Below are 15,173 nucleotides of genomic sequence, written 5' to 3'. Positions count from 1 at the left end.
AAGATGATGAAAGTAATGAAATTCGGAGGTACATCCGTTGGTTCACCAGAACGTATGAAGGGTGTAGCTTCCTTGATAACAAAGTCAGGAGAACCTACATTTATCGTGCTCTCCGCAATGAGTGGAACGACAAACACACTGATAGAAATATCTGATTACCTCTATCGCAAGAATCCAGAGGGAGCAAACGAACTTATCAACAACCTCGAACAGAAATATCTTGGGCACGTTGAGGAACTTTACTCTACTGAGGAATACAAGCAGAAGACACGCCAGTTCTTGACAGAAGAGTTCAACTACTTGCGCACCTTCACAAAGGATTTGTTCACTTCATTTGAAGAGAAGAGCATCGTTGCACAGGGTGAAATCCTCTCAACCAACATGGTTGTGAATTATCTGCAGGAGCAGGGAATCAAAGCAACATTACTTTCTGCACTCGACTTCATGCGCACCGACAAGAATGCAGAGCCTGACGGACAGTATATCAAAGAGCATCTGACAGCGATTATGGATGAGAATCAGGGCTATCAGATTTATATCACACAGGGCTTCATCTGCCGTAATGCTTACGGTGAGGTGGACAACTTGCAGCGTGGTGGTTCTGACTATACTGCTTCACTTGTGGGTGCAGCTATCAACGCAGAGGAGATTCAGATATGGACAGATATCGACGGAATGCACAACAATGACCCACGTGTCGTTGAGAAGACCGAGGCTGTACGCCAGCTGAACTTTGAAGAGGCATCTGAGTTGGCTTACTTTGGTGCAAAGATTCTCCACCCTACTTGCGTTCAACCTGCTAAGTATGCTGGTATTCCTGTTCGTTTAAAGAACACGATGGACCCAGATGCAGAGGGTACAATCATCGACAACACATTGGTGAGAAGGAAGATTAAGGCTGTTGCAGCCAAAGACAATATCACAGCTATCAAGATTAAGTCAAGTCGTATGTTAGGTGCATCGGGCTTCTTGCGTAAGGTATTTGAAATCTTCGAGAGCTATCAGACGTCTATCGACATGATTACTACCAGTGAGGTGGGTGTGTCAATGACCATCGAGAACAATAGCCATTTGGCTGAGATTGTTGATGAGTTGAAGAAGTATGGCACCGTAACCGTTGACACAGAGATGTGTATTGTCTGCGTTGTCGGCGACCTTGATTGGAGCAACGTTGGCTTTGAGACATTGGCAACTGACGCAATGAAGGACATCCCTGTACGTATGATTAGCTACGGCGGAAGCAACTTTAATATTTCTTTCTTGATTCGCGAGGAGGATAAGAAGCGTGCCTTACAGTCATTGTCAACCGTCCTCTTTAACTAAAGAAAGAACTGATAAATTAACAATAAGTATTTATTGTAGGCACAAATGCCCTCGCCTGTTCATCACTGGGAGCAGACAATTGGATAGGCGAGGGCGTAGATTTCCTCTACAACTCAGATAAACACCACTTCAGGAGACAAAACACATGGTACAGAAATTCCCTATAGATAAGTTCAAGAAGATTGAAACTCCGTTTTATTATTATGACTGTAATCTCTTGAGAGAGACACTACAGGCGATTAATAAAGAGTTGAAAAAGTATGAAAACTTCATCGTCCACTATGCTATTAAAGCCAATGCGAACGCAAAGGTGCTGAATGTTATCCAGCAGACAGGTATGGGAGCTGACTGTGTGAGTGGTGGTGAGATACAGCGTTGCTTAGACTGTGGCTTCCCAGCAGACAAGATTGTCTATGCAGGTGTGGGTAAGTCAGACTGGGAAATCAACCTCGGATTAGACCATAACATCTTCTGCTTTAACGTAGAGAGCGTGGCGGAGTTGGAGGTTATCAATGAGTTAGCTGCGAAAAAGGGTAAGACGGCAAACGTATGTTTCCGTATCAACCCTGACGTGGGAGCACATACTCATGAGAAGATTACCACCGGACTGGCTGAGAATAAGTTTGGTATTGCCATGCAAGACATGCTACCTACCATCCTTGAAGCAAGTAAGATGCCGAACATTCACTTTATCGGTTTGCACTTCCACATCGGTTCACAGCTGCTCGAAATGACTGATTTCCGTCACCTCTGCAGCCGTATCAACGAGATACAAGACGGTTTAGAGCAGGAGAATATAAAGATTAAGAACATCAATGTTGGTGGTGGATTGGGTATCGATTACGACAATCCTGACAACCATCCAATCCCTGATTTCAAGTCTTATTTCTATACTTTTGCACGCTATCTGAATCTAAGAGAAGGACAGAAACTCCACTTTGAGTTAGGTCGTGCAGTAGTAGGACAGATGGGAAGTCTCATCACTCGCACCCTTTATGTGAAGCAAGGAACAGCAAAACAGTTTGCGATTGTCGATGCAGGAATGACCGATTTGATTCGTCCTGCTCTCTACCAGGCAAGCCATAAGATAGAAAATCTATCGAGTGAGGAGCCTTTACACGCTTATGATGTAGTAGGACCGATTTGCGAATCGAGTGATGTCTTTGCAAAAGGAATCGAACTTAACACCGTTCATCGAGGCGACTTGATTGCGATGCGTTCTGCTGGAGCATACGGAGAAATCATGGCTTCGCAATATAACTGTAGAAAACTACCGATAGGCTATACCTCAGACGAACTATAATCCATAACGTAACGAATAAATGTTCACTTTTGATAATACGACCATCATCATCTCAGTAGTGTTGCTTTTAGTAGCATTGCTGACCTCTTTTCTCAATCCTTTCTTCCGAAAAGTGAGGATTGCAGAGTATGGTCTTCCAACTTCCACAGCCGAAAGTGAAGAAATAAGTAATGAAGATGAGCCTGTAGAGGAGGAGAAGGAAACAATAACGGAGCCAGTTATCACTGAAGAGCAACTCCCTACTTACCCCCCTATCACGATTATCTTCACGCCCCATGACAATGCACAGGAGCTTGCAAAGAACCTCCCACTCTATCTGAATCAGGACTATCCAGCAGACTTTCAAGTGATTGTTGTGGCACCACAGAATGATCATGAGACGAGTGATGTATTGAAACGCTTTGCATCTAACTCACATCTATACACCACCTTCATCCCTGAATCATCACGTTATATGAGCAAGAAGAAGCTTGCCATTACGCTTGGTGTGAAGGCAGCGAAGTACGATTGGGTGATAATGGCAGACATCTGTTGCTATCCAACGGGTGACAATTGGCTGCAAGCTATAGCCCGAAACTGTAAAGATGGGAAAGATCTCGTGGTAGGCTACACTCGTTATGAGGACGAAACGCCTGCTTATCGACACTTCGAAAGACATTATTTGGCACGCTATTTTATGCGTGAATATCAGCATAATAAGTCCTATGCGTGTCCGTTTAATGCTTTAGCTTTCCGCAAAAGTCGTTTCTTAAGTCAGGAAGGATTCCGCGGAAACCTCAAGTATATACGTGGAGAATACGACTTCATGGTAAATAAATATGCAAGTGGTAACAACCTTGTGTTTGAAAACTCGTTTGAGGGAACACTCATAGAAGAGGCTCCAACAGAGAAGGTTTGGCTCGGCACACACCTTTTCTATATGGAGAATCGCCAACACTTGGAACGTACATCACAGCATCGTTTCCTCCCGTATGTTGACCAAACGGCACTACATGGTAATTACTTCTTGCAGTGTATTGCACTTGCGGTCTCTCTCCTATTGGGTATGTGGACCATTTCTGTTGCTGCAGGATTATCCCTTATCATCTCTATCATTCTACGCTTAGTTATTGGTAAGAAAGCACTAAGACGTTTCGATATAGATATTCCAGCATGGAAGATTATCCCATACGAGATTGCTATCGTATGGAAGCACCTTGGTTATAAGCTAAAATACCATCGTGCAGACAAGTATGACTTCATATCTCACAAACTATAAATGCGCATCCTCCATTACATAGACAACATAAAGGCAGGCAATCTGCTTTCTGATTACCTTCTACGACTCACCACAGCGCAGAAAGAATATGCTGATGTCAAGACGATTACACAACAAGGGGACTTCAAAAAGCTCCTTGCTGACTTCCAACCTGACATCGTTCATATTCATACCTGTTGGGAACATCAAGCCGCCCAACATGCTAATTGGGCTGCTAAGAAGCATTGTGCAGTAGTGTTCTCACCGCATTGGGAACTCGATGAGAGAGCAAGAACGACAGAGCAGAAGTCTACTAAGAAGGTGAAGACACTTCTCTATCAAGCGGAGATGGTGAGAAGAATGGATGCGCTCCTTGTGAGTAGCGAGCAAGAAAGGCAAGACATTCTAAAGTTAGGCTGGACCAAACGCATTGATATCGTTCAGAACAGCGTTCTTAATAGTTCGTTGAGTGACGACGAAATGGCGCAGCAAACGATTTTTTTCTATCGTAAAGTACTTGACACACGCTATCAATTCGCCATGACAGCAATGGAGAAAGATGCTGTTCCAAGTCTGCTTCACGTTGGTTTAGCACAAGAGACAACCCACAACCTCTTGCCCAGCGACCAACTTCTAAACCTCCGAAGTCTGAATCCAGAACAATGGCGAAGAATCTTCCTCTATGCTGATGACGAGGGAATAAGAGAGATTGTAGACAACTGTATCAGCCGTCTACAACTCAATGCACCCACGATTGACACTGCTGCCATACAGCGATTCCCACTTTTGTCACCAAAGGAAACAACCTCGGTTGACACAGATAAGCTGATAGGAAACCAGCCCATGACGCGACAGCGACTCAGTGACTACTCCAATGAGGAAGATGCTATCATCAAGAAGATAGCAACCATCATTGCAAACACACGACAGATAGAGCGAAAGAAAAAACTTTCCCTACGTCTGTTGGCTGATTTATATACAGTTATAAAGTATAATGATTACGACGAAGACCGACTTGCAGATGTGCTCCGCCACCTCCGCCTCTACCGTTATTCACGCCGTATCATACAGCTCCTTGCCGAGAAGGTGCTACTTAAAGAGGGATTCATGCCTATCCCTCCACGAGATGACAGGAAAACAAAGGGCATCAAAAGAAATAATTTCGTACAAAGACATTAACGCATGACACAGAAGAAATACGATTTAAAAAAGGATGAACGATATCTACGACTATTAGCAACATCGTTCCCAAATATTGCTGACGCTACAACTGAGATTATAAACCTTGAGGCTATCGCACACCTACCAAAAGGTACTGAACACTTCCTTGCCGACATTCATGGCGAGTATCAAGCGTTCCAACACGTGCTTAAAAATGCCTCTGGTAACATTAAGAGAAAGGTTAATGAGCTCTTTGGTGAAAGACTAAGAAACATTGAAAAGCAAGAACTTTGTACTCTGATTTATTATCCAGAACAGAAACTTGAACTCGTTAAGAAAGAGGAAAAGGATATCAAAGACTGGTATCATATCACCATACACCGCTTGATAGAGGTTTGTCGTGATGTATCCAGCAAATATACACGCTCAAAGGTTCGGAAGTCTTTGCCGGATGATTTCTCTTATATCATCCAAGAGTTACTGCACGAACATGCAGACGACAAAGATAAGACCGACTATGTGAGTGCTATTATCAAAACGATTATCTCTACTGGACGAGCTGATGACTTCATCATTGCTATCTGTGAGGTTATCCAACGATTAGTCATCGACCAACTGCATATCTTAGGTGACGTGTACGACCGTGGACCAGGTGCTCACATCGTTATGGACACTTTAAAGAACTATCATAACTGGGATATCACATGGGGAAACCATGATATCTTGTGGATGGGTGCGTGTGCTGGTAACGATGCTTGTATCTGTAATGTTATTCGCATAGCCCTGCGTTATGCGAATATGGCTACCATTGAGGATGGATATGGTATCAACCTTATTCAGTTGGCTACCTTTGCAATGGACGTATATGGTGATGATCCATGCGAGGAGTTCATGCCAAAGATATCGAAAGACAATCCACTCGACGAACGTAGCAAGACGCTGACAGCACAGATGCACAAGGCTATCAGTATCCTTCAGTTTAAGATTGAGTCACAGATGATCAGTCGTCATCCGCTTTGGAAGATGGACGACCGTCGTTTGCTCAAGGCTATCGACTATAAGAAGGGTACGATTACCCTTGATGGTAAGGAATATAAGATGTGTTCATGCAACTTCCCAACCATCGACCCAAAGAATCCAGAACAGCTTACTGAGGCTGAGCAGGCACTCATCGATCGTCTTCATCAGTCGTTTACCGGCAGTGAGAAGTTGCGCAGTCATATTCGTTCTCTGCTCCGTCATGGCTGTATGTATAACGTCTTCAACCACAATCTCCTTTATCATGCCTCTATCCCACTCACGAAAGAGGGCAAACTAAAAGAGGTTGAGATTGGTCCAGGTATGAAGTTGAAGGGTAAGGAATTGCTTTATCAGACTGGTATGAAGATTCGTTCAGCCTTCCAGACAAACAATGAAATGCAGACAGAAGAAGAACGTCAAGATGCTATCGACTTCTTCCTCTTCCTATGGTGTGGACCTGATAGTCCGCTCTTCGATAAAGCAAAGATGGCTACTTTCGAACGCTACTTCATTGCAGACAAGGATACGCACCATGAAGAGAAAGGTTACTATTTCAGTATGCGCGACAATGAGGAGATTGCCGATATGATTTTAGATGAGTTTGATGTGCCACAGTCTAACCGTCACATCATCAATGGTCACGTCCCAGTTCATGTTGTCAAGGGTGAGAATCCTATCAAGGCAAACGGTAAACTGATGGTGATTGATGGTGGTTTCTCACAAGCCTACCACAAGGAAACAGGTATTGCTGGTTACACCCTCGTTTATCACTCACGCGGTTTCCAGCTCGTACAACACGAGCCTTTCACATCAACAGAAGATGCCATCAAGCGAGGAACAGACATTGTTTCAACCATTCAGATTGTTGAGATGAACCAACAGCGCCTACGCGTGGAAGACACCGACAAGGGTACAGAACTCCGTCTACAGATTGAAGCACTCAAAGAACTCCTCTATGCTTACCGCTGCGGTTTCCTCACCGAGCATGAACGTAAGACTCCGCCAAAAGCATAATCTAGACTAGCCTAACATCATCTTGTCCTTCTCCACGTACATAAACGTTACATCAAGGATAGTATTGTTATCAGCGTTTCTCGTTCTTAAAGTACGTAAATCTTTATAATACAAAAAGAGGATGTGCCGTCATTATTGGCACATCCTCTTCTACATTCTAGCCTATACATCGCTAGGCTCCTCTCTTTTCAGGAAGAGACTAAGAAAGGGTTTATCCAGCTACAGGGCCACCGCCACCTTCTTTCTTTCCTTTCTCTTTCTTTTCCTCCTTCTCTTTCTCATCCTTCCACTCCTCCCAGTAGATAGTTTCAGACACCAGCGAGCGAGTAGCAACCTTATTGCTCTGCGTGCGCGATGATTCAGGGATAAAGCGAACACGCACGCCCTTAATCTGCTTTGCTGTCACTTCTTCAGGCTTCGCGATACCCTTATCAGCATTGATGGTATAGTAGAATGTACCCACACCCTCCAGTTTCACCGTGCGCCCCTCGCCCATAAAGGAAGCCATCACACCGCCAAGATCCTTCAATACAGCATACGTGTCACCACGACTCACCGTCGAAATCAATGCCAAGCGGTCTGCTACCTGGTCTGTTGTTACTGGTTTTCCAACCGTCACTACCTGTGGATACCACAGGCCTGTAATCTTTTTCTTTACTTTTTTGAAAAATGCCATAATATTAATACTTTAAAGTTGATAAATATAATTTGTAAATTATTTTCTTAATTAAGATAGTCTCACCCCTATTCTCAGGGTACCTCGGTATAGGACTAAGGGTATCTCAGTATAGGACCGAGGTACCCTTAGTCCTATACCGAGATAGTCTATTTTACAATGCATTGATAGTCAATATATTACAAAAGAGCATAAACACTCTTATGTTTGTAAATATTTTTCGCATTAATTATTCCCAAAATCTGAAAATGGCTGCGCTCTGAAGCCAAAGTGGCGCCCCATAGCCCCTCCCATAGTCATATAACCATTAGAAAAGTTAATTGAGTTCGCCTGGTTGTTGCTACTCCCAGCACTAGCACTAGATGACCAGTAACCACCGTAAGAACCAACCTGAGATTGCTGACCAAGGATAGAGTAGCCCAACGCAGGTAGGTAGAAGTATTTATTAGCATCAGCTGCCGTAGGCAAGCCTGGAGTCCAACTGGTATTACTATAGCTACTTGGCATTATACGTAGATCCGTTATATTATCTGCAGACTTCTCTGTATTATAATGACCTTCTGCAATCAGTACTGATTTCTTCTTAAACCACGCTCCACCTTTATATAAGTGTCCCATAGTTGTCCAAAGCCTATCGGCATCCCAACGAGGATCACCGTACACAACATACCAACTCAACTCATTAGCATTAGGAAGTGTCTTGAAATAGGAGGTCTGTGCATCATTTCTTACACCACTTCCAAGGTAACTATCATTATACCATCGGGTAGGATCTGTAGCCTTACTCTGCGGATAGAAGGTAGAAGTTGTAGCACCAGATAGGTAACTACTGAGTGTTGGCTGCCAAAGCGGATTCTTATGTGTCCATTCGAATCCTTTCCAGTATTGCTCCTGCGCATCCCACATGTAGTAATGGTCACCATCGTAATCCTTTATGTCAAGGTTAGCTGTCATATCGTAATAGGTGTTCTTGTCGTAATTGAAAGCACTTAGGGTCTTGGTGATAGTTCCCTCTACGTTGGTGGCAATATCTTTTAAGGTGTATTTTACCGTGAGCGTATGTGTACCCGGCTTGATGAGTACATAGGCACTGTTATCTGTTACGCTGGCTACTTTCTTTATTGGGAAACCGTTAGGAGAAACGCTACTTCCGGCTGTTGTAACAACAATCTGTTTGCCTGTACCTGTACCAGTAAGCTCGCCACTTGATGGGTCAAGCGTGTAAGTTCCTGTGATGTTATTGTCGGAAGTTACTTCAACTTTTGTAAGGTAGCAATCATTTAAGGTTGCGTTTGGGTTATAAGGCTGGAGAACAAGGATCGCTGCTTGATGATCAAGCGCAAAAGAGAATGAACCACCACCTACGGTTCCTGTTGCTGTGGCTGTTCCGCAGTCGCCTGACACGCCAAAGTGAGCGGTGCTGTTTGGCTCTGATTGGCTTTGAGCTGCTGGAATGGTTACCTGATCATTGCTACCATTCTTGCCAGGATAGTAAACCTTATAAGTTGTATGATTCTTGAACTTTCCTGGTACCTTAAATTTAAAAGAAGCAACCTTGCCTGTTGGGGCATTGCTACTCTTCTGCCATGTGCCGTCGTCGTCCTTTACATAAATATAGTCGCCTGCTTCCCAATAGAAATTACCACTGGTGTAGTCCATTGAGGTACGGGTCTTAGCCTCATCGCCTGCAACGAAAGTTGTTAGATTCTTATCGTTATCAATCTCTGTGCCTGTTGTGCCTTGTGCTACGTCTTCATTAGCGCACGATACGAACGCCAACGCAAGGCCGCAGAAAGCGGCAAACGATAACAGGCGTGTCTTAAATAATTTCTTTTTCATTGTCTGTCTTTTCTTTGTGATTTTAATTCTGTTTAATAACTCTCATTTAGTCTTCCCATGATGAAGAAGTTCCCTTACTACTCTCTTCTAAATCCTCCCATTCAGCTACAGCTTTAGCACTTGATGGGCCAGAAGCGTGATGGCCTGGGTTGTGCTGGCTAGGAAAAGAGGTAGCCATAAGGTTACTTTCTTCATTCATGTGTGCTATCTGGCACTGTGGCACGAGATAGACTTTTCGTTCTTTTGTTTTCATCATCTTTTTGATTTGATTAAAATAGTTGTTATTTACTCTCTATGTGGCTTTGTCGCTCACCTTTTATTATATACATCCTGATGAATTCATTATCTATTCTTCTTAACCGCTTGCCCTCTCCTCTCTACAGGCAGACAGCATATCACTGCTGCCTGCCCGAGAAATCAACGAGAGAAAACAAACTATTATCAGAGAATTACAATTATCTTTTGTGATAAAATCAGTACTTAAAACGTCCTTATTTTGCTTTCTTGATAGCTCGCAAACGGGCACAAAAAAGCGAACAAAGGAAACTCCTAGAAGTCCTTTGTTTACAAGGGTTACGCCACGCTTCGCGCGCGCGTAGGATGGAAGAAAAAAAGTATGATTAAACGCTAGGTGCGCCTGTGTGTGTGTGTGTGTGTGTGTGTGTGTGTGTGTGTGTTAGCAAAATATCTGAAATTACCAAATATAAAGCACTAAAAAAGGCAAAGAAATCAAAGTTTCTTTGCTGCGCTGGATTGGTCTGATATGTCATTGCTAATTGTTTCACGGCTGCAAAGATAAGACATCTTTTTAGAATTGGCAAGGAAATCTAGAAGAAATGTATAAATTAGACAAAATAAGCGAGAAAAGACAAGGTAACAAAAAAGCGAGGAGCCCAATAAGGTTCCTCGCTTTATATGAATAGGATATTGATTTATCCGAAGTTATCGTACATGATTGCATCCTGATCAACACCGATGCTGTCAAGATAGTCTGTAACAGTCTTGATAAGCATTGGAGGTCCACAGAGGTAGTACTCACAATCCTCTGGTGCCTCGTGATCCTTTAGATACTCATCACGGATACAGTTTACTGCAAAACCAGTGTAATACTTCACGCCAGCCTCATCAGCCTTAGGGTCTTGACGGTCGAGAGAGAGGTGGAAATGGAAGTTAGGATATTCCTTCTCAAGTTCCCAGAAGTCTTCCAAGAAGAATGCCTCACTGAGTGAACGCGCACCATAGAAGAAGTGCATCTCACGATCACGAGTGTGGAGGGTCTTTGTCATGTGCATAATCTGCGCACGCAAAGGAGCCATACCAGCACCACCACCAATCCAAATCATCTCCTTACCAGAAGTGAAGTTAGGATGGAAGTCGCCATAAGGTCCACTCATCATCACCTTATCACCCTCCTTAAGAGAGAAGATGTAAGTAGAACCAATACCAGTTGGTACGTTCTGGAAACCAACCTGCGGACGTGGCAGGAATGGAGGTGTTGCAATACGAACAGTCAGTGTGATGATGTCACCCTCAGCTGGATAGTTCGCCATAGAGTAAGCACGAACAGTTGGCTCTGGATTCTTTCCCTTCAGAGAAAGGAGGTTAAATTGCTTCCAAGGACCAAGGTATTCCTCACCGATATCGTTCTTATCGAAGTCCTTATCATAGTCAATGCAGTCGTAAGCAGGAATAGAAATCTGTGCGTAAGAACCTGGAACGAAGTCCATGTGCTCACCAGGAGGCAAGGCAACCTTGAACTCCTTGATAAAGCTTGACACGTTCTTGTTAGAGATAACGGTACACTCCCACTCCTTAACGCCCATGACAGACTCAGGAACCTTGAGTGACATATCACCCTTCACCTTACATTGACATCCGAGACGCCAATGATCTTTAACATCCTTACGGCTAAAGTGAGGACGTTCTGAATCGAGAATCTCACCGCCACCTTCTACTACCTGCAACTTACACTGGCCACAGCTACCCTTACCACCACAAGCAGAAGGGAGGAACACACCGTTCTCATTCAGCGTAGACAGAACTGAGCTACCCTGATCAACGGTCATCTCCTTATCACCGTTAATTGTTATCTTTACCTTTCCGCTTGGACTGAGATACTTCTTAGACACAAGCAGAAGAATCACCAACACAAGGATGGTGATAAGGAATACCACAATACTTATTGTTATGAATTGTCCCATTGTTTACTTAGATTTTAAGACCTGAGAAGCACATCATTGCCATTGCCATCAGTCCTACTGTAATAAATGTGATGCCAAGACCCTGCAAAGGCTTTGGTACATCAGAATATTCCATCTTCTCACGAATAGCACCCATTGCCACGATAGCCAATGTCCAGCCAAGACCAGAACCTGTACCATAGACAAGTGCGTCCCATACAGTACCAATATACTGTGTGCTTGCTGGGTCAAGACCGATACGCTGCTGCATAAAGAGTGAAGCACCCATGATAGCACAGTTAACGGCAATCAGCGGAAGGAAGATACCCAACGCACCATAAAGTGAAGGTGAGAACTTCTCAACAGCCATCTCCACAATCTGTACGATACCAGCGATGACAGCGATAAAGAGAATGAAACTAAGATAAGTAAGGTCAACACCCTCTGCAAGACAGTCTGGACCGAGGACCTTAGTCAGCAAAAGATAGTTGATTGGTGTGGTAACAAGCAACACGAATGTTACGGCCACACCAAGACCCAATGAAGTCTTTACGCTCTTAGATACCGCAAGGTATGAACACATACCGAGGAAGAACGCAAATATCATATTGTCCACAAAGATGGACCGGAAGAATAAACTAATAAGATGTTCCATAATTACTTCTTGTCTTCTTTATAGAAATATGCACGATGAACCCAAATAACACAACCGAGAAGGATGAGTGCCATTGCTGGCATTGACATCATTCCGTTGTCCATATAACCTGCATCATAGAGGCTTTGTGGGAGAATCTTGAAACCGAGCAATGAGCCACGACCAAAGAACTCACGAACAGCACCTACAACAACAAGTATCATAGCGTAACCTAAACCGTTGCCGACACCATCAAGGAAACTTGGCCAAGGCTTGTTTGTCATAGCAAAAGCCTCAAGACGTCCCATAAGGATACAGTTGGTAATGATAAGTCCAACATAAACTGAAAGCTCTACACTCACATCGTAAGCCACAGCCTTAAGAATCTGACTAACAATCGTTACCAGAGCTGCAACAACCACCAACTGCACGATAATACGAATACGGTTAGGGATTGTGTTACGGATAAGTGAAATAATAACATTAGAGAATGCCGTAATAATGGTAACGGCAAGTCCCATAACTATTGCCGGCTTCAGCTGTGAAGTTACGGCAAGGGCAGAACAGATACCGAGCACCTGGACCATAATTGGATTGTCCAGATTCAGCGGATTGCTGAACACCTCTCTATTTTGTTTTGAGAATAAATCCATATTCTTATTGTTCTAAAGATTAGAATATTATTTGCTGTTCAGGAATTTAACGTAAGGCTGAAGTCCACCCTTGTCTGCATGGAACATCTCTGTTACACCATTACTGGTAAGCGTTGCACCTGTTACGGCATCTACCTGCGTAGATGGGTCTTCGATTTTCTTTTCAACAGCAAGTGCTATCTTCTGAGTATCGTTTCCACTAAAGAGATGCTTACCCTTGAACAAATCCTGCCATGCCTTGTTGTCTTTGATTTCAGCACCGAGACCAGCAGTCTCACTCTCGTGGTTGAAGTAAGCACCAAAGACGGTTCTCTTATCACCATTGATAGCGATGAAGCCATTGATAGGTCCCCAAAGACCATTACCATAAACAGGGATAACATACTTATCTTCACCGTTTACCTTACAACGGAACAAAGCGAGTTTGCCTTCCTTGGCATCCTTACTATTCAACTTAAAGCCGGCATCAACGCCACCCTGCTTTCCAGCCTCAACGACCTTACCATCTGCATTGATGATATCATCTGCTATGATAATCTGCTTCCAAAGCTTAACAGCCTCCTCATTGCTCATATCACGATTCTGATTGAGTGCAAAGAGAATCTGCTTCTGCTGATCAAGCTGTACATTAGCATCCTGCATTGGCTTCAATGCTTGGAATACGAAAGCAAGCAAAAAGGCTACAATCAGCACGAGGATGGCAGAATAGATAATTGTATAAGAATTACTATTTGTTTTCATTTCTTCGTCCTCCTTATTTATTTAGCACGCTTTGCGCGCTTGCTGATGTTTGACTGAACTACACAGTAGTCGATGAGTGGGGCGAACATATTACCAAAGAGGATAGCAAGCATCATACCCTCTGGATAACCTGGGTTCAATACACGGATGATGATAGCCATCGCACCAATGAAGAAACCATATACCCACTTACCTGTCTCTGTACGTGCTGAGGTTACTGGGTCGGTTGCCATGAAGACTGCACCGAAGCAGAAACCACCTAAAACAAGGTGTTCATACCACTGAATTGGTGTTGCACCAGTTGAATGGAAGATAAGTCCCATCACAGTACCACCGAGGAATACGCTCAACATTGTCTTCCAGCTGGCGATGTTTGTCCAAAGAAGGATTACAGCACCGATAGCGATAGCGATAACAGATGTCTCACCCACAGAACCTGGGATAAGACCTAATACCATATCACATACAGATGCGTTCACACTTGTTCCCTGTGCAATCTCACCCAATGGGGTTGCCATTGTGAAACCGTCTGGCAAGGTATAGCCGAGACCTAAGATAGAATCCTTTGCTACCCAGATGCTATCACCCGTCATCTTACTTGGATAAGAGAAGAAGAGGAAGGCACGTGCAGCCAAGGCAACGTTAAAGATATTCATACCTGTTCCACCGAAGATTTCCTTCGTGAAGATGACAGCAAAGGCTACTGCAAGCACAAGAATCCAAAGTGGTGTGGTCACAGGAATAATCAATGGAATCAGAATACCTGATACAAGATAACCTTCCTGAATCTCCTCACCCTTCCACTGTGCCCAAGCAAACTCAATACCTAAGCCGACAATGTAAGACACAAGAATCTTTGGCAACAGGGCAAGCATACCATAGAGGAACATTCCCCAGCAGGTAGCATCAGCCAACTTACCAGCTGCTAAAGCGTTCTGATAGCCGATATTGTACATACCGAAGAGCATAGCTGGTACTAATGAAAGTACCACCAAACTCATAATTCGCTTCGAGTCAATAGCGTCATGGATAGAAGTTCCGCTCTTTGATGTCTCGTTAGGAACATAAAGGAACGTCTCGAAACCATCGTAGACACTCTTGAAAGCGTGAAGCTTTCCGCCCTCTTCAAAGTTTGGGCGTATCTTATCGAGATAATTTCTTAAACTCATATTACTTTTATTATAGGGTTCTTAAAGTCCAAAGTTTCTGTTTCTTGAATTGTTACCAAACGTTTGTAATGTTTGTACAAGCCGTTTGTAATATCTGTACAAGCCGTTTGTAATCATCTTACTAAGCTCTGCCAACATCATTCTCTGCCAACGAGAACTTTCCGTTACGTCAATGACTACTGGCTGACTGCTGACGGATAACATTCTGAGAAAACTGAACTGA

The 15,173-nt window shown here is 43.6% G+C and carries 13 protein-coding genes; 5 read left to right on the top strand and 8 right to left on the bottom strand.

The window, feature by feature from the left end; translation table 11 throughout:
* Window positions 1–6: 6 nt before the first annotated feature.
* The 5 genes from J4861_RS02380 (at window position 7) to J4861_RS02360 (ending at window position 7,058) form a co-directional block, all read left to right on the top strand.
* Window positions 7–1,323, top strand: coding sequence for an aspartate kinase (locus tag J4861_RS02380; protein ID WP_211816628.1), 1,317 nt, complete (start codon window positions 7–9; stop codon window positions 1,321–1,323).
* A 145-nt stretch (window positions 1,324–1,468) separates the two neighbouring features.
* A complete protein-coding gene (lysA, locus tag J4861_RS02375; RefSeq protein ID WP_211816554.1) occupies window positions 1,469–2,626 on the top strand; it encodes a diaminopimelate decarboxylase in 1,158 nt (385 codons plus the stop codon).
* A gap of 19 nt (window positions 2,627–2,645) precedes the next feature.
* The gene (locus J4861_RS02370; RefSeq protein WP_211816553.1) at window positions 2,646–3,884 is read left to right on the top strand and encodes a glycosyltransferase; all 1,239 of its coding nucleotides are present in this window, start codon (window positions 2,646–2,648) and stop codon (window positions 3,882–3,884) included.
* A complete protein-coding gene (locus J4861_RS02365; protein ID WP_211816552.1) occupies window positions 3,885–5,042 on the top strand; it encodes a glycosyltransferase family 4 protein in 1,158 nt (385 codons plus the stop codon). It abuts the gene before it with no gap.
* A gap of 3 nt (window positions 5,043–5,045) precedes the next feature.
* Window positions 5,046–7,058 carry a fructose-1,6-bisphosphatase gene (locus J4861_RS02360; RefSeq protein WP_211816551.1) on the top strand — a complete coding sequence of 671 codons (2,013 nt, stop codon included), beginning with the start codon at window positions 5,046–5,048 and terminating at the stop codon, window positions 7,056–7,058.
* Window positions 7,059–7,269: 211 nt separating this feature from the next.
* On the opposite strand, the gene J4861_RS02355 is transcribed toward J4861_RS02360, so the two are convergent.
* The 8 genes from J4861_RS02355 to J4861_RS02320 form a co-directional block, all read right to left on the bottom strand.
* The gene (locus J4861_RS02355; RefSeq protein WP_211816550.1) at window positions 7,270–7,734 is read right to left on the bottom strand and encodes an HU family DNA-binding protein; all 465 of its coding nucleotides are present in this window, start codon (window positions 7,732–7,734) and stop codon (window positions 7,270–7,272) included.
* A 225-nt stretch (window positions 7,735–7,959) separates the two neighbouring features.
* The gene (locus tag J4861_RS02350) at window positions 7,960–9,573 is read right to left on the bottom strand and encodes a hypothetical protein (protein ID WP_211816549.1); all 1,614 of its coding nucleotides are present in this window, start codon (window positions 9,571–9,573) and stop codon (window positions 7,960–7,962) included.
* A 46-nt stretch (window positions 9,574–9,619) separates the two neighbouring features.
* Complete coding sequence (locus J4861_RS02345; RefSeq protein ID WP_211816548.1) at window positions 9,620–9,829, bottom strand: hypothetical protein; 210 nt, start codon at window positions 9,827–9,829, stop codon at window positions 9,620–9,622.
* A gap of 676 nt (window positions 9,830–10,505) precedes the next feature.
* Window positions 10,506–11,774: an NADH:ubiquinone reductase (Na(+)-transporting) subunit F gene (nqrF, locus tag J4861_RS02340; protein ID WP_021670849.1), complete on the bottom strand. Its 1,269-nt coding sequence runs from the start codon at window positions 11,772–11,774 to the stop codon at window positions 10,506–10,508.
* Window positions 11,775–11,781: 7 nt separating this feature from the next.
* Window positions 11,782–12,408, bottom strand: coding sequence for an NADH:ubiquinone reductase (Na(+)-transporting) subunit E (nqrE, locus tag J4861_RS02335; RefSeq protein WP_004360385.1), 627 nt, complete (start codon window positions 12,406–12,408; stop codon window positions 11,782–11,784).
* Window positions 12,409–12,410: 2 nt separating this feature from the next.
* Window positions 12,411–13,040: an NADH:ubiquinone reductase (Na(+)-transporting) subunit D gene (locus tag J4861_RS02330; RefSeq protein WP_204868245.1), complete on the bottom strand. Its 630-nt coding sequence runs from the start codon at window positions 13,038–13,040 to the stop codon at window positions 12,411–12,413.
* A 27-nt stretch (window positions 13,041–13,067) separates the two neighbouring features.
* Entirely contained in the window at window positions 13,068–13,781 is a 714-nt protein-coding gene (nqrC, locus tag J4861_RS02325) for an NADH:ubiquinone reductase (Na(+)-transporting) subunit C (RefSeq protein WP_009434655.1), read from the bottom strand.
* A 17-nt stretch (window positions 13,782–13,798) separates the two neighbouring features.
* The gene (locus J4861_RS02320; protein WP_036923861.1) at window positions 13,799–14,950 is read right to left on the bottom strand and encodes an NADH:ubiquinone reductase (Na(+)-transporting) subunit B; all 1,152 of its coding nucleotides are present in this window, start codon (window positions 14,948–14,950) and stop codon (window positions 13,799–13,801) included.
* Between the last annotated feature and the right edge of the window lie 223 nt (window positions 14,951–15,173).

It is taken from the genome of Prevotella melaninogenica (assembly GCF_018127925.1).
GTDB classification, from domain to species: domain Bacteria; phylum Bacteroidota; class Bacteroidia; order Bacteroidales; family Bacteroidaceae; genus Prevotella; species Prevotella melaninogenica_C.
Note: the sequence above shows the minus strand (reverse complement) of the source record. Positions and strands in the feature narration are given on the sequence as shown.